The organism is Staphylococcus sp. EG-SA-2 (assembly GCF_017152085.1).
Map to the genome: position 1 here is coordinate 14047 of NZ_JACYHC010000686.1, position 20172 is coordinate 34218.

The 20172-nt window shown below is 31.6% G+C and carries 21 protein-coding genes and 1 tRNA gene; 7 read left to right on the top strand and 15 right to left on the bottom strand.

Going from position 1 to position 20172, the window contains the following annotated elements; all coding sequences use genetic code 11:
- Positions 1-234: 234 nt before the first annotated feature.
- The 5 genes from IDG60_RS12465 to bshC all read right to left on the bottom strand — a co-directional run bounded on the left by IDG60_RS12465 (position 235) and on the right by bshC (position 6004).
- Positions 235-2469 carry a penicillin-binding protein gene (locus IDG60_RS12465; protein ID WP_001118652.1) on the bottom strand — a complete coding sequence of 745 codons (2235 nt, stop codon included), beginning with the start codon at positions 2467-2469 and terminating at the stop codon, positions 235-237.
- The gene (gene ftsL, locus IDG60_RS12470) at positions 2450-2851 is read right to left on the bottom strand and encodes a cell division protein FtsL (protein ID WP_000257598.1); all 402 of its coding nucleotides are present in this window, start codon (positions 2849-2851) and stop codon (positions 2450-2452) included. Before ftsL ends, IDG60_RS12465 begins: the two co-directional genes overlap by 20 nt.
- Positions 2852-2864: 13 nt before the next feature.
- Entirely contained in the window at positions 2865-3800 is a 936-nt protein-coding gene (rsmH, locus tag IDG60_RS12475; protein WP_000468381.1) for a 16S rRNA (cytosine(1402)-N(4))-methyltransferase RsmH, read from the bottom strand.
- Between the two features lie 15 nt (positions 3801-3815).
- Positions 3816-4247, bottom strand: coding sequence for a division/cell wall cluster transcriptional repressor MraZ (mraZ, locus tag IDG60_RS12480; RefSeq protein ID WP_000480800.1), 432 nt, complete (start codon positions 4245-4247; stop codon positions 3816-3818).
- A gap of 143 nt (positions 4248-4390) precedes the next feature.
- Positions 4391-6004, bottom strand: a complete 1614-nt coding sequence (gene bshC, locus IDG60_RS12485; protein ID WP_000340465.1) for a bacillithiol biosynthesis cysteine-adding enzyme BshC — start codon at positions 6002-6004, stop codon at positions 4391-4393.
- Positions 6005-6198: 194 nt separating this feature from the next.
- Between bshC and IDG60_RS12490 the strand changes: the two genes are divergently transcribed.
- Positions 6199-6639 (top strand): N-acetyltransferase, encoded by a 441-nt coding sequence (locus tag IDG60_RS12490; protein WP_001289711.1) that lies wholly within the window; start codon positions 6199-6201, stop codon positions 6637-6639.
- A 108-nt stretch (positions 6640-6747) separates the two neighbouring features.
- Here the strand turns inward: IDG60_RS12490 and IDG60_RS12495 are convergent, their stop codons facing one another.
- The 3 genes from IDG60_RS12495 to IDG60_RS12505 all read right to left on the bottom strand — a co-directional run bounded on the left by IDG60_RS12495 (position 6748) and on the right by IDG60_RS12505 (position 7892).
- The gene (locus IDG60_RS12495) at positions 6748-7443 is read right to left on the bottom strand and encodes a YjjG family noncanonical pyrimidine nucleotidase (RefSeq protein WP_001788648.1); all 696 of its coding nucleotides are present in this window, start codon (positions 7441-7443) and stop codon (positions 6748-6750) included.
- Between the two features lie 123 nt (positions 7444-7566).
- Positions 7567-7701, bottom strand: coding sequence for a beta-class phenol-soluble modulin (locus IDG60_RS12500; protein ID WP_000147103.1), 135 nt, complete (start codon positions 7699-7701; stop codon positions 7567-7569).
- Between the two features lie 56 nt (positions 7702-7757).
- Positions 7758-7892, bottom strand: a complete 135-nt coding sequence (locus tag IDG60_RS12505; protein ID WP_000398672.1) for a beta-class phenol-soluble modulin — start codon at positions 7890-7892, stop codon at positions 7758-7760.
- Between the two features lie 363 nt (positions 7893-8255).
- On the opposite strand from IDG60_RS12505, the gene IDG60_RS12510 reads away from it, so the two are divergent.
- Positions 8256-8329: transfer RNA gene (locus tag IDG60_RS12510), tRNA-Arg, on the top strand.
- Between the two features lie 467 nt (positions 8330-8796).
- Here the strand turns inward: IDG60_RS12510 and IDG60_RS12515 are convergent.
- Positions 8797-8985 carry a hypothetical protein gene (locus IDG60_RS12515; protein WP_001245796.1) on the bottom strand — a complete coding sequence of 63 codons (189 nt, stop codon included), beginning with the start codon at positions 8983-8985 and terminating at the stop codon, positions 8797-8799.
- Between the two features lie 248 nt (positions 8986-9233).
- Between IDG60_RS12515 and IDG60_RS12520 the strand changes: the two genes are divergently transcribed.
- Positions 9234-10181, top strand: coding sequence for a TDT family transporter (locus tag IDG60_RS12520; RefSeq protein ID WP_001239282.1), 948 nt, complete (start codon positions 9234-9236; stop codon positions 10179-10181).
- A 305-nt stretch (positions 10182-10486) separates the two neighbouring features.
- Here the strand turns inward: IDG60_RS12520 and elxI1 are convergent, their stop codons facing one another.
- The 4 genes from elxI1 to argF all read right to left on the bottom strand — a co-directional run bounded on the left by elxI1 (position 10487) and on the right by argF (position 14705).
- Entirely contained in the window at positions 10487-10714 is a 228-nt protein-coding gene (gene elxI1, locus IDG60_RS12525; protein ID WP_000149423.1) for an epilancin biosynthesis-related protein ElxI1, read from the bottom strand.
- Positions 10715-11020: 306 nt separating this feature from the next.
- Entirely contained in the window at positions 11021-12577 is a 1557-nt protein-coding gene (locus tag IDG60_RS12530) for a YfcC family protein (protein ID WP_000432077.1), read from the bottom strand.
- Positions 12578-12748: 171 nt separating this feature from the next.
- Entirely contained in the window at positions 12749-13681 is a 933-nt protein-coding gene (gene arcC, locus IDG60_RS12535) for a carbamate kinase (protein WP_001074342.1), read from the bottom strand.
- 22 nt (positions 13682-13703) lie between these two features.
- A complete protein-coding gene (argF, locus tag IDG60_RS12540; RefSeq protein WP_000793607.1) occupies positions 13704-14705 on the bottom strand; it encodes an ornithine carbamoyltransferase in 1002 nt (333 codons plus the stop codon).
- Positions 14706-15142: 437 nt separating this feature from the next.
- Between argF and IDG60_RS12545 the strand changes: the two genes are divergently transcribed.
- The 3 genes from IDG60_RS12545 (at position 15143) to IDG60_RS12555 (ending at position 17512) form a co-directional block, all read left to right on the top strand.
- A complete protein-coding gene (locus tag IDG60_RS12545) occupies positions 15143-15868 on the top strand; it encodes a superantigen-like protein SSL14 (protein WP_000739531.1) in 726 nt (241 codons plus the stop codon).
- A gap of 94 nt (positions 15869-15962) precedes the next feature.
- Positions 15963-16688 (top strand): superantigen-like protein SSL13, encoded by a 726-nt coding sequence (locus IDG60_RS12550; RefSeq protein ID WP_206160754.1) that lies wholly within the window; start codon positions 15963-15965, stop codon positions 16686-16688.
- Positions 16689-16795: 107 nt separating this feature from the next.
- Entirely contained in the window at positions 16796-17512 is a 717-nt protein-coding gene (locus IDG60_RS12555; protein WP_000041897.1) for a superantigen-like protein SSL12, read from the top strand.
- Positions 17513-18001: 489 nt separating this feature from the next.
- Here the strand turns inward: IDG60_RS12555 and IDG60_RS12560 are convergent, their stop codons facing one another.
- Both IDG60_RS12560 and IDG60_RS12565 read right to left on the bottom strand, forming a co-directional pair.
- Positions 18002-18226: a hypothetical protein gene (locus IDG60_RS12560; protein ID WP_001802045.1), complete on the bottom strand. Its 225-nt coding sequence runs from the start codon at positions 18224-18226 to the stop codon at positions 18002-18004.
- Positions 18183-18329 (bottom strand): hypothetical protein, encoded by a 147-nt coding sequence (locus IDG60_RS12565; RefSeq protein WP_000765708.1) that lies wholly within the window; start codon positions 18327-18329, stop codon positions 18183-18185. Before IDG60_RS12565 ends, IDG60_RS12560 begins: the two co-directional genes overlap by 44 nt.
- 672 nt (positions 18330-19001) lie before the next feature.
- Here IDG60_RS12565 and hyl point away from each other — a divergent pair.
- Positions 19002-19961 carry an alpha-hemolysin gene (gene hyl, locus IDG60_RS12570; protein WP_000857488.1) on the top strand — a complete coding sequence of 320 codons (960 nt, stop codon included), beginning with the start codon at positions 19002-19004 and terminating at the stop codon, positions 19959-19961.
- Positions 19962-20172 lie beyond the last annotated feature (211 nt).

A 20172-nucleotide genomic window follows, 5' to 3' on the forward strand; every position in this document is an offset into this window, starting at 1 on the left:
CAATTAAATAAACAAAGTTGTAATCAAAATTTATAATTTTTCTTTTTTACGGCATAAGAGGCCAGTATAAAAAGTTTGCCTATAACAAACAAGTTAATCTGACCTCGTCTACCTTAAAATTCTCTATCAACACTTATTTATAAAGATTAAATGAAGATGTTTTTTTCTATCACAGCATTACTTTAGTAAAAACAAATAGTGACAATACACCCTTATTTAATGTAGCCATTCTTGTTAGTCCGACTTATCCTTGTCAGTTTTACTGTCAGATTTCTTCTTATCATCTGAATTTGAATCAGAATTATTCGTCGAATTGCTGTCTACATTCTCTGATGAAAATTCTACGTCTATTTTATCTTTTTCAGTAAGTTTTTGTCCCTTACTAATTGATTGGTGGGACACAAAACCGCTACCTTTTAAATTTACTTTAATATTTGTTAGGTTTTCAAAAGCAATGACATCTTCTTTCGTCCATCCTGACATGTCAGGCATAGTTAAGTCTCCGTCTGTTAATAACAGTACTTTACTATGAGGTAAGACTTTATTCCCTGCTTTTATAGATTGTGCTTTTATTTGTGTGCCAGAACCGATAGTAACTGGTTCTAATGATTTTGCACTCACATTATCAATAGCTTTTTGTTTGTCTTGACCTTCAACATCTGGCACTTTACTATACTCTGCATTAGATGTGTCATCTTTTGATTTACCTACATTTAAATATTTCAAAGTATTTTCCATTATTGGTTTAAACGCTTTACTAACACCTAATTCATAAGCTTCTTGGTCATTTTTTTGTGCCAAGCTCATACCAGCGTATACAATAACTTTAGGATTTTTCTTCGGTGCGTCACCCATAAAACTTACAAAATATGGGTTTGGACCTTTAACGTATCCACCACCATTAGGTGCAGCGACTTGTGCTGTACCAGTCTTACCTTCGACCTCATAACCATCAATACGATAGTTTGCAGCGTGACTCTTCTTACTATTCACAACTAAATCCAATTGCTTTTCAACTTTTTCAGCAGTATCTTTTGTTATTGGTTTGCCTGCGATTTGTTTTTGACCTTTATAAAATTGTCTTTTACTAACAGGATTTTCAACGCTATTCACAAACCATGGTTTTAACATATTACCATCATTAAAGAACGCTGATTGCGCCTGTAACATTTGAACAGGTGTTACTGTTGTCGATTGACCAAATGATGACGTTTTTTGTTGCAACTCATTACTCCATCCAATTTGACCAGGTGCTTCTCCATCAAACATACCTTTAGTTGATTTTCCAAATCCAAATCGTTCATACCAAGATTTCATTTTGTCTGCACCAACTAAATCTTGTAAATGCATCATCAATGTATTAGATGAATAAGTAAATCCGAGTGACATTGGGATTTCACCCCAACCGACTCTATTCCAGTCTGAAATACGTGAACCCATAATATCTCTATGTCCAGATTTATATTTCTTATCAGGATCAAAAGCACCTTCTTGAATAGCAGCTGCTAACCCATATGATTTAAATGTTGATCCAGGCTCGTATGTGTTTTGATAAAGGTCATTTGCCCACTTTTTACCAAAGTCTTTACCAGTTTCAGGATTAAATGTTGGTCGCTGACTGTATGCTAAAATTTCTCCAGTTTTGGCATCCATGACAACCGCAAATAAATCTTTCGGCTGGTATCTTTCAACCATGCCATCTAAAGCTTCTTCAACAAATACTTGAATATTTGAATCGATTGTTAAATGGACATCATCACCACGTTTAGGCTGCTTCTCTTTTTTAGTATTTGGTGCGATATATCCCCAAATATCATGAATATATCTCAATGATCCTTTAGATCCACTTAAATAACTATCAAAAATCTTTTCAACTCCAAGTGCACCTTTAAGTTCACCAGTATCCGGATTTTTCTGAGCTCTACCAATTAAGTGTGATGCAAAATTGCCATTTGGATAAAAGCGTTCTGTTTCAGGCAATAAAGAAATACCAGGCAAATTCATTTTCTCTATTTTCAATTTGTCCTGATACGTTAAATTTGTTCCTTTGCGTCCAAATTCAATTTGGAAAGCTTTCTTTTGACTAAGTCTCTTTTCAATTTCCTCTGGCTTCATATCAATGACTGTAGATAATTTCTTTGCAGTCTCTTTTTTATCAACTACATGCCTAGGTTTTTTAGAATTGGCACTCGCCTTTTTATCTATTACTGCAACAAGTTTATATCTTTCTACATCTTCTGCTAGCACTTTACCATTACGATCATATATCTTTCCTCGTTCTGGTTGTTGTGCATTCTTAACTAAATACTTTTCATTTGCCTTCATGACTAAATCTTGACCATTAGAATGTCCAGTAATCATGATATATGAAATTCTTAAAACCAATATAAAAAAGAGCAGTCCGAATAAACCAACAAGTAGGACTGCCCCTATTTTATTTTTTTTAATTTTAATTTTTTGCTTCGCCATTACTACGCACTACCTTTACATTATCGTTCTCAAGGCTCATCCCCTGTTTCTTAGCCTTTTCGTATATGCGTTCATAAGAAGAATTCTTTTTGATTTCAGATTGTAAAGCACTGTTTTCACTTGATTGTTTATCTATTTTATAATCTAAATCTGCAATCTTTCCTCGCGTATCATACGCATCCATTTTTAAAGATAGCATATAAATACTTAACATAGCAATTACAGTAATCAAAGTTATGTATAAAACTTTTTCAAATTTAGTTAATTGTACAACCACTTTTCTCGAAACAGTCTTCTTTTCGGGCTTAGTTTGTGGTTGTTGCTTCGGTATACTATTATAAACTTGTTCGTCATATGGTTGGTACACTTTTTCTACAGCCATTATAAATTGCTCCTTATTTAAGTATTTCAGCTACACGTAATTTCGCGCTTCGTGCTCTGTTATTGTCATCTAAATCTTCTTCTGTAGCGGTAATCGGTTTACGATTAACACGCTTTAACTTAGGTGTATATGCTTCTGGTATAACTGGCAATCCTCTTGGTACCTCTGGACCTTTTTCATATTCTTGGAACACCTGTTTACATAAACGATCTTCTAAAGAATGGAAAGTGATTACCGAAATCCTGCCGTCTACTTTCACTAATTCAATCGCTTGTTCTATTGAATCTTCAAAAGCTGACAATTCATCGTTTACTGCAATTCGTAGTGCTTGAAATACTCGTTTTGCAGGATGTCCGCCTTTTCTTCTTGCTTTTGCAGGAATACCTTCTTTTATAATGTCAACTAATTCTAATGTTGTTGTTATTGGTTGTTGTTCACAATGTGCTTCGATTCTTCGAGCTATCTGTTTTGAAAATTTCTCCTCGCCATAACGATAAAAAATCTTCACTAACGCTTCATATGACCAATTGTTAACAATTTCATATGCTGTTAGTTCTTGTGTTTGGTCCATACGCATGTCTAATGTTGCGTCATGGTGATAACTGAATCCTCGTTCTGGAATGTCGAGTTGTGGGCTTGAAACACCCAAGTCGTAATAAATTCCATCTACTTTTTCAATGTTTAAGTCTTTTAATATTTGAGTTAATTCACGGAAGTTGCTATGAACAAAAGTCACCTTATGCAAATGATCCTTTAATACCTCTTTAGCATTATCAATTGCAGTTTGGTCTTGATCGATTGCTATTAATCTTCCGTCGTCATTTAATTGATTTAGTAAATAAAGGGCATGTCCCGCTCCACCTAGCGTACAGTCAATGTACACACCATTTTCTTTTACATTTAAATAATCAATGGTTTCGTTTAACATAACGCTGATATGATGAAACACTTCAATTCCTCCATTTTAAAAATCAAAATCTATTAAATCTTCAGCAATATCTTCGAAACTTTCTTCAGATTCTTCATAGAAATCATTCCAAGTTTCTCTATCCCAAATCTCAATACGATTTGAAACACCGATTACTGTACATTCTTTAGTTAAATTAGCGTATTTCCTCAAGTTTTGAGGGATGTTAATACGCCCTTGCTTATCAAGTTCTACTTCAACAGCACCAGAGAAGAACATACGCATAAACTTACGTGCGTCTTTTTTTGTCATAGGTAAGGTTTTCATTTTCTCTTCAATCTGTTGCCATTCGTCTAGAGTGTAACCGAATAAACATTTATCAAGGCCTCTTGTGATAATAAAACGCTCATTTAAGTCATAACGAAACTTGGACGGTATAATCATACGTCCTTTTGTATCTAATTGATGATCGTATTCTCCCATGAACATTTTTTATCACCTCACCTTATATATAATTTACCACATCTCCCCACTATCCACCACTATTTATACAAAATTTGTGAAATTTATTTTAAAAAACAAAAAAATGCCCGATTTATCATTAAGATAAATCGGGCTAAACCCTTGGTATATTAAGGTTTTATAATAATATGATCAAAAGTGTAAGAAAGTGGTGGATAGGTGGAGGGCTTGAACACATCTGTCCCAAAATCATTCAAAATTTGAAGTGGATTCCATATTCTTTCTTGTAATCCTCCCATTGGATGGAGTGTTTCTTGAATTTCTCTAAATTGCTTCATACTGATGTCGTTTTCTCTTTCAATGTTTAAAAGATAACGTTTTAACAAATAATCATACTGTTGTATATGAATTTCATTATTTTTATTCACAAGGTTAATATTATTTTGATTCCCCGCCACTTCATCTAATAAGTCTTTGTTTAGACGACGCTGTTGTTCAATCATACCTTCTACCTTTTCAATAAATTGATGTGATGCTTGTTCTCTAATAAACTTACTTCTTTCTCCTTCAACACCATCGACTAACACTTTTTCTAATGGAATATTGTATTTCGAAAGTAATTTTTCTATACGGTCATTTAAATAAGTAATTCTAAGCCTTGGCATCACGATAGGCATTTCAACATCAAATAGTTCAAATACATCTTTTAGTTCAGCCCAGTACTTAATTTCACTCGGTCCTCCAACAAATGCCACCGTGTTAAATAACCATTCTTCCATTAATGGTCTTGTCACTACATTATTAGAAAATAATTCAGGTTGATTTTCCGCAATATTTATAATTTCTTCCTTTATATATGTCTTATCTGTTTTATTTAATTTAAAATGCTTACCATCATACGAAACTAATTGGCGCATATTTTCATCATGTAAGAATAAATGAACATTTGTATCTGTTTGTATCATCGCATTCAAGCCTTGATTTTGAGTACGTTGTTGTGTTGCTCTAAAAGCATCATCAAGCAACTGATGTTTTTTCAAAATCTTTTTAAACATAGGCGCTTCCATTTTTCTTAACGGCTCAAACTGCGCATCTATAAATAGAACGCCATATGCTTTAAATGTTTCATGCAGTAGTGCTTTAAACATATCAGTCCACGAGTCATATTGGTCAATAATTCTGTCACAAATCTCCAGTAGACCTTGTGTATGAACAGTTTCTTTCATATGAATGAACATCGTTTTTAAAGTTTGTTTCAACTCAGCCTTATCAGGATAATATCTAGAGACTGTCGTCTCTGGCATCTCCATTGTATGATATTTAACCTTATGCAGCGACCCATGATTTTCGTTATAAACAAATGTATGATTCACTTCATCGAAATCATGATCTTCTCCTGCAATCCAAAAAACTGGTACTACTTGTTGCTTATGTGTATCCGTTAATTCCTTAGATAAAGTAATGATTGAAAATATTTTATGGAATGTATACAATGGTCCCCCGAAAAGCCCTGCTTGTTGTCCACCAATCACAACTTTTGAACCATTAGCTAAATGTTGTATGTTTAATTCTTGTTCATTTGAAAGCTTTAAATCACTCATATATTCACGAATAACATTCGCTAATGCCGCTTCTCTTCCATTATTTTCTTTAGACATCCTTTTTTCAAAACTAGTTTGTTGAGCTGCATCATATTGAAATAATCCTGTTATTACAGGGTCACTGCTCTTTATTTTTGGTATAAACTGATCTTTTTCATTTAAACTAACTACTTTACAGTCCATGTTTTTTCTCCTTAAGTACGCGATTACAAACTATAGTATAAAGTCTATACCGGTGATTGACAATTTTACGGCTTGAAAATCAATTTAATCATGGAAAATTTATAATATTCATTGTTTTACATTTTCAAATCAATGAAAAACACAAGTGGTTTAATGTATAATAATAGTAGTAAACAAATAAGGGGTAGATAAATATGAGTGAAATCAAACGTCTTGAAATTAATTACAAAACTGACGAATTATTCGAAAACTTTAGAGCGTTTGGCAACAAAGACTTATACATGGTCAATGAGTTAAACGGTCAAATGATTGATGCAAGTTCAGATTCACCATTTTATGGCATATTTGTCGGAGATCAATTAGGAGCTAGAATGGCATTACTAAAAAAAGGTGATGTCGAAGAAATCTACTTCCCAGATTTTGAAGATTATATATTATTATGGAAGTTAGAAGTATTACCAAAATATCAAAACAGAGGGTACGCTTCAGAATTGATTGATTTTGCAAAGAGTTTCAATATGCCAATTAAAGCCATTGGCAGAAATGATTCTAAGGATTTCTTTTTACATCATGGATTTACAGATGTGGAAGCTAAAAATATAGAGGGACATGATGTCTTATTGTGGAAACCATAAGATAATAATATTCGACACTACGAGCATGAAAATGCATCTTTTCGTAGTGTCGTTTTTACAATTACTTTCTTAAGCTAATATAAGTAAATCATTTTCAAATTATTTGTCTTAACGTACAATATCATTTAGTTGTTTCCATGAATTAATTTCATAATCAGGTATAATTCCTGGATTATGATCAAATCCTCTAAAATTAAACCAGCAAGTAGCTATACCCGCATTGATTCCACCTAGAATGTCAGATGTTAAAGAATCTCCAACTATAATCGAGTGCTGTCTTTCATCCTCACCAATATCATTAAAAACATAATTAAAAAATTCCGGATTAGGTTTTTGATATCCTGTTTCTTCAGATATAAATATCTTTTTAATATATTTATGCAACGGCGTCTGATTTAACCTTCTCTTTTGCGTTTCGGTTACACCATTAGTAACAATATATAAATCATGTCTTTTCGATAATTCGACAATTGTTTCTAATGTTTGATCAAAGTATTTAACTTTAGCTTCTGCTAATCCATTTCTAAATAACACATCTGCACGATGCCCATCAACTTCCATTTGATGATGTTTGAAGTAATTCACAAATCGTTCTGATAATACTTCAGACTTCGTTAATTTATTTTGTTGAAAAGCTTCCCAATGTTGGTGATTGATTTTTTTAAATGTTAAAAAATCATCCTTTGTTGCTTTATGATTAAAAACATTCGCCATATAGTGAAACGCCCATTCTTCTGCATCATAAAAATCAACAATTGTATCATCAAAGTCTATCAAAATATTTTTATATCCCAATTTCCCCATCTCCTATATTGTCTATGTATCTAAATCTTAACAGAGGCTCAAATTTCTGCAAATAAAATAAACTGAGTGCATAACATTAAAGTATGCTCACCCAGTTTATTTTAAAGAATATTAGTTATTATATTAGAATCCAAATAATTTACCTAGTAAACCCACACCGTTAGCAACGATGTCTACGATACTTGTGCCTAATTTCACACTATCATGTTGTTGTGCAGCTTGCACAGTATTTGCGATTGCTTCTGCTAGTCCAGTCATTTAAATCTCTCCCTCACCTTTGAAATAATACTGATTACTTACATAACATATTGAAATTAGAATCCGAATAATTTACCTAATAAACCTACGCCATTTTCAACGATGCTCACAATGCTTGTGCCTAATTTTGCGCCATCATTATTAATTGCTGCAGTTACGGTATCTTTAATTGCGTTAAATAAACCTTCCATTGAAAACACTCCTTAAAATTTAAATTTGAAGATAACAAAAACGTGCGTAGCTTTTAAATCACCGAAATGTTATTCGCTTAACGTTTTGTCGTTGTTATTTTAAAATAAATTTGATGCAATTAGTTTGTTTATCCGCACAACATCTTATAATGTACTTAACTGTATTTTAAAGAGAAAAGAAATACAGTTAGGCATTCAAAACTGTATTTAACACAATTAAGTTGCCTGAATTCGCATTTAAGTCTTATTGAACCTTTTTAGATAAATAGCTCTATAATAGTGAAAAATATAAACATTTTTTATTTACAAGGTATTGCTAATTTAAGTTCATTTAGATATAATAATTCTTGTGTTGTTAAACGTGTCCTGGTAGCTCAGCTGGATAGAGCAATGGCCTTCTAAGCCATCGGTCGGGGGTTCGAATCCCTCCCAGGACGTTTATAGGTATTTTTATACGCATTACCAAACAAAAGAGTTCCGTGATTACGGGGCTCTTTTTGTTTTGAATTTCAGTAATATAGTATGATGCGTCACCAAAACGTCCCCCGCATAAGCCCCGAAAATACAGTAATTAAAACAAGCATGCTTATTCGTCATAGAATTTTTTGACACACAATTGACACGCGTCTGACACTTGTTTATACATTTTTAATTAAGTAATTTTGTGCTCAAATTTCATCTATACTGCACCTGAACTACACCAACACTACACCAAGATTTTTAACACTCACCATTTGCATGCGTAGAGATTTTTATTATTATATTATTCCTATAGATTTTGATACTATTCAAAATTTTAGGGACTTTTCAGGGGCCCGAAATCCTATAATTAAATACATTTAAAAAAATAACCACGTCCATCGAGACGTGGTTTTTTAATTATTTAACTCACTAATTATTCTTCTTAATTTTCATTGCTAAATATACTATTGGCAAATTTATAAAGTAGTTCAGCGTTTTTCAATGACATATTGTCTAATGATCTTTCTTTTTTTCTCATTCTGTGTATTGTGCTTTGTGGAACTCCTGTTTGTTTCGATATATGTAAACTGCTCAAATCACTGTCTAATAGTTTTTGAATTTGATTTCTCATTTTGTACACCCCCTTGTAAATCTTCAATCATCATTTAAATTAAATAATTACTTTTCCACATATTCCAATATTTAGGTTGCAAAGCATACCTCAAATATCATTAATTTTGAGATTTAAATGTCAATTATGTGTCTATCAATCCAATATACATACTCTAATAACGTAATAGTACACACTCTTCTTATTAATTGGCCATAGCTATCATGATATAATTAGTGAAGAAAATCACATAAGAAAGGTTGTAAATCATGAGACTTCAAAAAGCACCTCTAGTAACGTCAGGACTAGTCTTAGGATTATTAGGCCTGGGTAATCTATTAAAAGACTTATCTCTTACTTTAAACGCTGTTTGCGGAATCTTTGCTTTCTTGATTTGGATTCACCTTTTATGTACTATGATCAAATATTTTAATAATGTGAAAGAACAATTAAACAGTCCTCTAGTTTCATCAGTGTTCACAACATTTTTCATGTCTGGCTTTTTAGGTACTACTTATTTAAATACATTTTTTAGTAACATAACTTTTATCAATAGCTTAATAACGCCTATTTGGATTTTATGCCTTGTGGGAATTATGACGCATATGATTATTTTTTCAATAAAATATTTAAAAGATTTTTCACTTGAAAATGTTTATCCTTCGTGGACTGTACTTTTTATTGGTATTGCTATCGCAGGATTGACGGCACCCGTTAGCGGATGTTTTTTCATAGGTCAATTAACAGTAATATATGGCTTTGTAGCTACTTGTATTGTCTTACCTATTGTTTTCAAGCGATTAAAAGCATTTCCATTGCAGACGTCAATCAAACCGAACACATCGACAATTTGTGCACCATTTTCTTTAGTCGCTGCAGCATATGTTATAGCCTTTCCTAAGGCGAATGCTTTTATCGTAATTATATTTTTAATATTAGCTCAAATATTTTATTTTTATATCATTATACAATTGCCTAAATTACTAAAAGAACCTTTTTCGCCCGTATTTTCAGCTTTCACATTCCCTTTAGTAATCTCAGCAACTGCTTTAAAGAACAGTTTGCCTGTACTTATGTTTCCAGATATTTGGAAAGGTCTTTTGTTTATCGAAGTGTTATTAGCCACTGTAATAGTACTTAGAGTCTTTATAGGATATCTTCACTTCTTTTTAAAAAAGGAAAATCAAGATAAATTTCTTCGTAATGCGTCTCAGTAACACTATTACCAAGAATTAACACGCATATTTAATAACTAAAAAAGAGGCAGGTAATCTTGCCTCTTTTTAGTGTATATCAATGCCTCTTTGATTTAATATGATCTTATCAATGATACCTTCTGACTAAAGCTGTAGTAACTATACTAGAACGTCTAGTTCATAAACACGTTTCACTCTAACCTTTATTTAAATAATATATAAGCAGCAAACGCCAAGGCTAATATACCAATAAAATAATTAATAAAGATTTTTATTTTAGTCTTTGTAATAGTTGACAAATTTTATCACCTCTAAATATCGATAAATTAAACACCGTTATTTTTCCTTTGCCTATCTTTTATCATTTCAGAAGGTACTCCGAAAATAAACATCAGAATAAATAATATAATTGGCAAATGTGGTATGTTTTCTAGCAAATACCATCTTAAATTCCAATCAAACACCATATTTGCATACGCCACAAAATATTTACTAAATAATAATACTACGCATATTCCAGTTAGTGTATCTAAAACCTTTGTCAAATGTGTCATTTATAGCCATCCTTTATATATGCTATTTTCACAACCATATGTGTCATGTGTTACAAAAACTGTTTACAGCAAATACATATTTACCACGATAAATATAATATACCATAGATCTAACATTACATTAAAAACAAATTTTAAAAATATCATTATTAAATAGAGCATTGTATCAATTACTTACTAGTGTTATCATTACCGTCATTATTTTCTTAATCAAAAATAATAATGCACCTCGCTTAGTTTAGCATTTCTACAAACCTACGAGATGCATAAAACCCAATTAGTATTTTTATAATATAGCATTTCAAATTATGAATAAATTAGTACTTGCGTAATTAGTACTCCGCCACCGAAAATCAATACAAAAGCAACTACCGGCCATACAAATCGGAACCAATGTGAATATCGCATGTTTAACATTTGTAGTGTGGCCATAACAAGTCCAGTCGGCGCTAAGAATAACATCGCATATTGACCAAATTGATATGTCGTAACGATGACGAATCTTGGTATACCTACTGTATCAGCTAGTGGTGCAAAGATAGGCATTGATAATACCGCTAATCCAGAAGATGATGGCACGATAAAACCTAAACAGAAGAAAATAAATAGTAATACGATGATAAATAATGGTCCACTCATATGTTGAACTAAAGATGATGAAAAGTGTAAGATTGTATCTGAAATCATACCTTCATTCAACACTAAATTAATACCTCGAGCTAAACCAATAATTAAAGATACACCTACTAAACTTGATGCACCATTGACAAATGCATCTACAGTTCCTTTTTCTCCCAATCCAGATTTACCTGTCCCAGCAATAAACATTATTATAATTGTAAATATTAAAAATGCTGAAGCCATAACTGGGAACCACCAACCTTGCGTCATAACTCCCCATACCATAATTGGAAATGGTAGTACAAATAATGTAAGGATTATCTTCTTACGCAAAGTAAAATGGGCACTATCGTCATCTTTTAATACAGACCATTGCTGTTCAAAAGCATCTTTGTCTTCATAAGAATATGACGCTTTAGGATCGTTTTTAATTTTTTTACAGTACCAATATAAATAACTAATAACAAAAATCGCACCGACAATACAAGCACCTATTCTCCAATACAAGCCATCCGTAAAAGTTGTACCAGCGGCATTAGAGGCAATTACAACCGAGAACGGGTTAATAGTTGAAAATGTACTACCGACAGAGCTGGCAAGGAATATGGCACCAACTGAAACGATAGAATCGTATCCTAACGCTATAAATATAGGGACTAAAATCGGATAGAATGCTACAGCTTCTTCTTCAATACCACATAACGTCCCGCCGATAATCATTAGTATTGATACAAACACAATTAGCATAAATTCATGCCCTTTTGTTTTCTTCGTTAAAGCTAACAATCCCGATTCAAAAGAACCACTGGCTTGAACTACGCCAATAAGTCCCCCTAGTACAAGAATGAATACCATGATATCGACCGCTTCTATCGTACCTTCAACCATGCTACTTGTTATTTGTTCTGGTCCAGCTGGATGTTGCTTTAATCTTTCATAAGTATTCGGAATTGATACTGGCTTATTAATTGCACCTGATTTAAATTGTTCAATCTTAATTTTAACCCCCATTTTGTCTAGTTCCTGTTGCGTACCCGGAACCTTTTTCACTTGGTTATGAGGGTTAACTATCTTTAGTTCTTGGGATGAAGGTTCGTAAGAAAGTTTAGAATATGCACCAGCAGGAATAACCCATGTTGCTATAACTGCAACAACCGTTAAAATGAATAAAATCATAAATGCACCTGGCATTTTTAATTTAAATCGTTTTTTCTTTTCACTTTCATTAATTGTATTTTCCACGGTTTCATCTCCTTCGACATTTAACCTAGCATTTCTACCTTAAAGATTTTATAAATATAAATTAAGAAAGTGCACCCCGCATCAAAATAGAGGCATTATTTTCAGGGGGTGCACATAAATAATAAAAATCATGCATTTGACATATAGTAATTGAAAAGCGTTTCAATTCAATTACTTTTTAATCACAGTACCTACTTTACCCTCTAAGGCAGCATCTAATTCATTTAATGATGTTATAAGCACGCTTCCTTTTGGATTGTTTTCAATAAATGATATGGCTGCTTCAATTTTTGGTAACATACTTCCTTTTGCAAATTGATTTTCGTCTATATATCGTTTTAATTCATCAACATTTGTTGTTTTCAAAGGCTGTTGGTTTTCAGTGTTAAAATTAATATATACATAATCAATTGCTGTTAAAATAATCAATTGATCGCATTGAATATTAGCACCCAACAACGCACTTGTTTTATCTTTGTCTATAACTGCATCAATACCTTTAAAACCATCATGTTGCTCTCTAATTACTGGTATACCTCCACCACCAGCAGCAATAACGAGTGTATCATTTTTAATAAGTGTTTTAATACTCTCTAATTCAATAATAGAGATGGGTTGTGGTGAAGGAACAACGCGTCTATATCCTCTTCCAGCATCTTCAACAAATATAAATCCTTTTTCTTTTTGAATTTGTTCAGCTTCTTCTTTGTTGTAAAATAACCCAATTGGTTTTGAAGGATTGTTAAATGCCGGATCATTTTCATCAACTTCAACTTGTGTCACTAGTGTTACCACTTGTTTATCCATTCCAATAGAATGCAATTCATTTTGTAAGCTTTCTTGTAATTGATAGCCGATGTAAGCTTGACTCATTGCGCCACATTCAGCAAATGGAAATGCCGGACCTTGGTTATGTTCTGCAGCATAGTTAAGTCCCAAATTAATGCTTCCAACCTGTGGTCCATTACCATGACTAATAACAATCTCATGTCCTTTTGTTATTAATCCTACTAATGATTTCGCAGTATTTTTAACAAGCTCGAGTTGTTCTTGAGGTGATTTTCCTAAAGCATTACCACCTAATGCTACTACTATTTTCGCCATCATATTCACTTCCTTATATCATTTAAAATTCACCCAATGTAGCAACCATCACTGCTTTGATTGTATGCATTCTGTTCTCAGCTTCTTGGAATACAACTGAAGCTTTACTTTCGAATACTTCATCTGTAACTTCCATTTCTCGAATTCCATATTTTTCAAAAATTTGTTGACCAATTTTCGTATCAGCATTATGGAAAGATGGTAAGCAATGCTCAAAAATAACATTTGGATTACCAGTTTTATCCATCATTTCTTTATTTACTTGATATGGTTTCAATAATTCAAGTCGTTCTTTCCATACTTCATCAGGTTCACCCATTGATACCCAAACATCAGTGTAAATTACATCCGAACCTTTTACACCTTGGTCAATATCATCTGTGATTAATATGTTGCCACCATTTTCAGCGGCAATATTTTTACAGCGATTTAATAATTCATCTGTTGGATTTAATTCTTTTGGACAAACTAAATGGAAGTTCATACCCATAATGGCAGCACCTTGCATTAATGCATTTGCAACGTTATTACGACCATCTCCAACATATGTAAAGTTAATATCTGCATAATCTTTTTTTAAGACTTCTTTTGCTGTTAAGAAATCAGCAAGAACTTGAGTAGGATGATCTTCATCAGTTAAACCATTCCACACTGGTACGCCTGAATATTCAGCTAAAGTTTCTACTGTTCTTTGTGAAAAACCACGGTATTCAATGCCATCATACATTCCACCAAGCACACGTGCAGTATCTTTAGTTGTTTCTTTTTTACCCATTTGTGATCCAGTTGGGCCTAAATAAGTTACATTTGCACCTTGATCATGCGCTGCAACTTCAAATGCACATCGCGTTCTTGTAGAATCTTTTTCAAATAACAGTGCAATATTTTTATTTTTTAACATAGGCTTTTCAGTGCCAATATATTTAGCACGTTTTAAATCCTCGGAGAGTGTTAATAAGAATTCTACCTCTTGTCGTGAAAAGTCTAATAAAGTTAAAAAACTTCTGTTTCGTAAATTTTTCATTAATAACAACTCCTTTTATTTTAGTTACACCTAAATTGTAAGCGCATACAAAATAAACACAACCTACTATTAAAATTTGTAATATTTTATCAATAATTAAATGAACATTTTATTAATATTAAATTTAAGTAGTAGGAAATAATTAAAATAAGTACTACATTTAAAGTATAACTATTTTTCAAGTAGTTAGAAAATTCAATTATCAAACAATTTAATGCAATTGATTAGAGAATAATTGTAACGTGTCGTTTTTAATATATAACTCCCGCCTACTTTATTAAGTACTGTTTCTGTCCAAAACTTAAAAATGATAAGTTTTGCTTAAATAACACTACTAACTGTTTAAGTTTATTTAACATAGTTTTAGCTTTTATTTAATTCCGAATCGGTGTAATAGCTTATATACTTTGGGTAATTCACGCAAAGGAGATTTTCATATGAAAAAGAACATCATGAATAAATTAGTTTTATCAACAGCATTGTTACTTTTAGGAACCACATCAACACAACTTCCTAAAACACCAATCAGTTTTTCATCTGAAGCAAAAGCCTATAATATCAGTGAAAACGAGACTAATATCAATGAGTTAATCAAATATTACACTCAGCCGCATTTTTCATTATCTGGAAAATGGCTATGGCAAAAGCCCAATGGTAGCATTCATGCAACATTGCAAACGTGGGTTTGGTATAGTCATATTCAAGTGTTTGGATCCGAGAGTTGGGGAAACATTAATCAGTTAAGAAATAAATACGTTGATATATTTGGAACTAAAGATGAGGACACAGTTGAAGGTTACTGGACTTATGATGAAACATTTACTGGTGGTGTTACGCCAGCAGCTACTTCATCTGATAAACCTTATAGACTATTTTTAAAATATAGTGATAAACAACAAACTATCATCGGTGGACATGAATTTTACAAAGGAAATAAACCAGTATTAACTTTAAAAGAATTAGATTTCCGTATTCGTCAAACATTAATAAAGAATAAAAAGTTATATAACGGAGAATTTAATAAAGGTCAAATTAAGATAACTGCTGATGGAAATAATTACACGATTGATTTAAGTAAAAAGTTAAAATTAACTGACACAAACCGTTATGTTAAAAATCCTAAAAATGCACAAATTGAAGTCATACTCGAAAAATCTAACTAACCTATTACCTTTTGTAAATGCGGATAATTTCAATTATCTAATTAACCCCTTTTTATAATTAAACATTCCAACAATACTCAAAGGAGAAATTCGAATGAACAATAACATCACGAAAAAAATTATTTTATCAACAACATTGTTACTATTAGGTACAGCATTTACACAATTTCCTAATACACCTATCAATTCTTCATCTGAAGCGAAAGCTTATTATATAAATCAAAACGAAACTAACGTTAATGAGTTAACTAAATATTACTCGCAAAAATATTTAACCTTCTCTAACAGTACGTTATGGCAAAAAGATAACGGTACGATTCATGCAACGTTGTTACAGTTTTCTTGGTATAGTCATATTCAAGTTTATGGACCTGAAAGTTGGGGCAATATCAACCAATTAAGAAATAAAAGCGTTGATATTTTTGGCATAAAAGACCAAGAAACCATTGATTCTTTTGCATTATCTCAAGAAACGTTTACTGGTGGTGTTACTCCTGCAGCAACATCTAACGATAAACACTATAAACTGAATGTGACATATAAAGATAAAGCAGAAACGTTTACTGGCGGATTTCCAATTTATGAAGGCAATAAGCCTGTTTTAACTTTAAAAGAATTAGATTTTCGTATTCGTCAAACATTAATTAAAAGTAAAAAATTATATAATAATTCTTATAATAAAGGACAAATTAAAATAACAGGTGCAGACAATAACTACACAATAGATTTAAGTAAAAGGTTGCCATCAACTGATGCAAATAGATATGTTAAAAAACCTCAAAATGCAAAAATTGAAGTTATCCTCGAAAAATCAAACTAACAATAATAATGGAGTTAATAAAAATAATCGCAAATACTATATTGACTTCGCTCACATTTAAATTTCTTATTCCTCGTATCATGATTCCTCTGAAAGGAGATGTTCTAATGAGTAAGAACATCACGAAAAATATAATTTTAACGACAACATTATTACTATTAGGTACTGTATTACCTCAAAATCAAAAACCAGTATTTAGTTTTTACTCTGAAGCTAAAGCTTATAGCATTGGTCAAGATGAAACTAACATCAATGAATTAATTAAATATTACACACAGCCTCATTTTTCATTTTCAAATAAATGGCTATATCAATATGATAATGGAAACATTTATGTTGAACTTAAGAGATATTCATGGTCAGCACATATATCTTTATGGGGCGCTGAAAGTTGGGGAAATATTAATCAGTTAAAAGATCGTTACGTAGATGTGTTTGGACTAAAAGACAAAGATACTGATCAGTTATGGTGGTCTTATAGAGAGACATTTACAGGTGGCGTTACACCAGCCGCAAAACCTTCTGATAAAACTTATAATCTTTTTGTGCAATACAAAGATAAACTACAAACGATTATTGGTGCGCATAAAATATACCAAGGCAATAAACCAGTATTAACATTGAAAGAAATCGATTTCCGTGCACGAGAAGCGTTAATAAAAAATAAAATATTATATACCGAAAATCGTAATAAAGGTAAGCTTAAGATCACCGGTGGCGGTAATAACTACACTATTGATTTAAGCAAAAGATTACATTCAGATCTAGCAAATGTTTATGTTAAAAATCCTAATAAAATAACTGTTGACGTCCTCTTTGATTAGTATATGAAGGTGACTTATACTTCATGCACTTTAATTCCAAATCAGATTATTTAAATGATAATTTTTAAAGTGTATGATGTATATAATAGGTGAAATTTTCTATATATTTAAATGGAATTGGGAGTAGGAATGTGACAGAAATGGTATTTTATAAAATTTATTTCGTTGTCACTCCCCAACTTGCATTGTCTGTAGAATTTCTTTTTGAATTTCTCTATGTTGGGGCCCCGCCAACTTGCATTGTCTGTAGAATTTCTTTTTGAAATTCTCTGTGTTGGGGCCCATCCCCAACTTGCACATTATTGTAAGCTGACTTTTCGTCAGCTTCTGTGTTGGGGCCCCAAAAATGCTTGTTACATGGTCATTTTCATTCGGTCAACTACTACCAATATAATATTGTAGAGCCTAAGACATTGATTTATTATGTCTTAGGCTCTATTCCTTCATTTAATGATTCAATTATTATAGCAATACTTTATTGTCCCATGATTAATGTTCTTTTAATGAGACATAGTAACTATAAAGTTTAATAATCGTTCTAAATCTAGCATCTTCTAGTTTGGTTTTCCCATTTCTTAAATCTTGTACTGTTTGATATGGAACTCCTGAATTTTTCGAAATTTTATAGCCTGATTCAGACTCAAACAAAGATTGAAGAGAGTTTATAATATTATTCAACTCTGTCATTTTTAATCCCCTTTCTTGAATTAACAATATACAATGTTGTTATTAAAACAGTCAGTGTATGGATAATTTCATTTCCTAAAAATATATTCAGCCATATAATAATAAGAAATACGATATAAAATAGTTTCATTTTAATCCCCTATCATATATTTATTAATCAAATTTCAATAAGATTCATAATTAAAAGCTAACCTATACTCAAAATTTTCTTATAATGCCTCTAACTAAAAATCTACATTTTATTTTACATATGATATTTTACACTATATTAAAAATACATACGATACTTTTTCATTATCTATTAGATATTTCTATGTAATGGCAAAAATTATTCCCGACGAAATTCCAAACATAATTAATACCCTTTTTCTCTATTTCTATTTATTAATTTACAGTAGTTAATATATAGTTAATTTTTATTTAATAGTTAATTAATTGATTTAATTCTAAGATATTTGTATTTTTATATTGCAATCGATTACATTTTTAAATCAAACAAATCATTAGTTTTAAAGAAATTAATCAATAAAATTAGCTATGTCTTTTCCTTGTTTCATAAAGAATTTATTCAACTTTGACTAACCCTCGAAATTGAAATGCTTCCTTTCAAATTTTAAATAAAAGTTAAAAACATATTCTTAAAATAATCACTCATCATCACTCAGTAATTTATCAGTTGCTACATTAAATATACTAATATAAACGATTATAAATATTTGATATGTCTCAACTGCAATATTCTAAATTGACATATTGATTATTGTTTCCTCAAATCGTTAAAAAAAATAGAAGGATGATGAAAATGAAAACACGTATAGTCAGCTCAGTAACAACAACACTATTGCTAGGTTCCATATTAATGAATCCTGTCGCTAATGCCGCAGATTCTGATATTAATATTAAAACCGGTACTACAGATATTGGAAGCAATACTACAGTAAAAACAGGTGATTTAGTCACTTATGATAAAGAAAATGGCATGCACAAAAAAGTATTTTATAGTTTTATCGATGATAAAAATCACAATAAAAAACTGCTAGTTATTAGAACGAAAGGTACCATTGCTGGTCAATATAGAGTTTATAGCGAAGAAGGTGCTAACAAAAGTGGTTTAGCCTGGCCTTCAGCCTTTAAGGTACAGTTGCAACTACCTGATAATGAAGTAGCTCAAATATCTGATTACTATCCAAGAAATTCGATTGATACAAAAGAGTATATGAGTACTTTAACTTATGGATTCAACGGTAATGTTACTGGTGATGATACAGGAAAAATTGGCGGCCTTATTGGTGCAAATGTTTCGATTGGTCATACACTGAAATATGTTCAACCTGATTTCAAAACAATTTTAGAGAGCCCAACTGATAAAAAAGTAGGCTGGAAAGTGATATTTAACAATATGGTGAATCAAAATTGGGGACCATATGATAGAGATTCTTGGAACCCGGTATATGGCAATCAACTTTTCATGAAAACTAGAAATGGTTCTATGAAAGCAGCAGAGAACTTCCTTGATCCTAACAAAGCAAGTTCTCTATTATCTTCAGGGTTTTCACCAGACTTCGCTACAGTTATTACTATGGATAGAAAAGCATCCAAACAACAAACAAATATAGATGTAATATACGAACGAGTTCGTGATGACTACCAATTGCATTGGACTTCAACAAATTGGAAAGGTACCAATACTAAAGATAAATGGACAGATCGTTCTTCAGAAAGATATAAAATCGATTGGGAAAAAGAAGAAATGACAAATTAATGTAAATTATTTGTTCATGTACAAATAAATATAATTTATAACTTTAGCCGATAACTTCAGAAATGATGTTTTTCGGCTAATTTTTGGTTCTCCACCAAATGTGGTGGGTATATAATTTAAAGAACTATTTTAAATTACAACTTTTAGAGTTTTTATTATTAGGCGGCCAGTCCATTATTGGGCTTGGTTGTCTTCTTTTTTTCTCCTTTGT

What these genes read in the sequence shown, in the direction of transcription:
- IDG60_RS12465 (WP_001118652.1), bottom strand. Translation starts at nt 2,469, where the DNA reads ATGGCGAAGCAAAAAATTAAAATTAAAAAAAATAAAATAGGGGCAGTC.
- ftsL (WP_000257598.1), bottom strand. Translation starts at nt 2,851, where the DNA reads ATGGCTGTAGAAAAAGTGTACCAACCATATGACGAACAAGTTTATAAT.
- mraZ (WP_000480800.1), bottom strand. Translation starts at nt 4,247, where the DNA reads ATGTTCATGGGAGAATACGATCATCAATTAGATACAAAAGGACGTATG.
- bshC (WP_000340465.1), bottom strand. Translation starts at nt 6,004, where the DNA reads ATGGACTGTAAAGTAGTTAGTTTAAATGAAAAAGATCAGTTTATACCA.
- IDG60_RS12490 (WP_001289711.1), top strand. Translation starts at nt 6,199, where the DNA reads ATGAGTGAAATCAAACGTCTTGAAATTAATTACAAAACTGACGAATTA.
- IDG60_RS12495 (WP_001788648.1), bottom strand. Translation starts at nt 7,443, where the DNA reads ATGGGGAAATTGGGATATAAAAATATTTTGATAGACTTTGATGATACA.
- IDG60_RS12500 (WP_000147103.1), bottom strand. Translation starts at nt 7,701, where the DNA reads ATGACTGGACTAGCAGAAGCAATCGCAAATACTGTGCAAGCTGCACAA.
- IDG60_RS12505 (WP_000398672.1), bottom strand. Translation starts at nt 7,892, where the DNA reads ATGGAAGGTTTATTTAACGCAATTAAAGATACCGTAACTGCAGCAATT.
- IDG60_RS12515 (WP_001245796.1), bottom strand. Translation starts at nt 8,985, where the DNA reads ATGAGAAATCAAATTCAAAAACTATTAGACAGTGATTTGAGCAGTTTA.
- IDG60_RS12520 (WP_001239282.1), top strand. Translation starts at nt 9,234, where the DNA reads ATGAGACTTCAAAAAGCACCTCTAGTAACGTCAGGACTAGTCTTAGGA.
- elxI1 (WP_000149423.1), bottom strand. Translation starts at nt 10,714, where the DNA reads ATGACACATTTGACAAAGGTTTTAGATACACTAACTGGAATATGCGTA.
- arcC (WP_001074342.1), bottom strand. Translation starts at nt 13,681, where the DNA reads ATGGCGAAAATAGTAGTAGCATTAGGTGGTAATGCTTTAGGAAAATCA.
- argF (WP_000793607.1), bottom strand. Translation starts at nt 14,705, where the DNA reads ATGAAAAATTTACGAAACAGAAGTTTTTTAACTTTATTAGACTTTTCA.
- IDG60_RS12545 (WP_000739531.1), top strand. Translation starts at nt 15,143, where the DNA reads ATGAAAAAGAACATCATGAATAAATTAGTTTTATCAACAGCATTGTTA.
- IDG60_RS12550 (WP_206160754.1), top strand. Translation starts at nt 15,963, where the DNA reads ATGAACAATAACATCACGAAAAAAATTATTTTATCAACAACATTGTTA.
- IDG60_RS12555 (WP_000041897.1), top strand. Translation starts at nt 16,796, where the DNA reads ATGAGTAAGAACATCACGAAAAATATAATTTTAACGACAACATTATTA.
- IDG60_RS12565 (WP_000765708.1), bottom strand. Translation starts at nt 18,329, where the DNA reads ATGAAACTATTTTATATCGTATTTCTTATTATTATATGGCTGAATATA.
- hyl (WP_000857488.1), top strand. Translation starts at nt 19,002, where the DNA reads ATGAAAACACGTATAGTCAGCTCAGTAACAACAACACTATTGCTAGGT.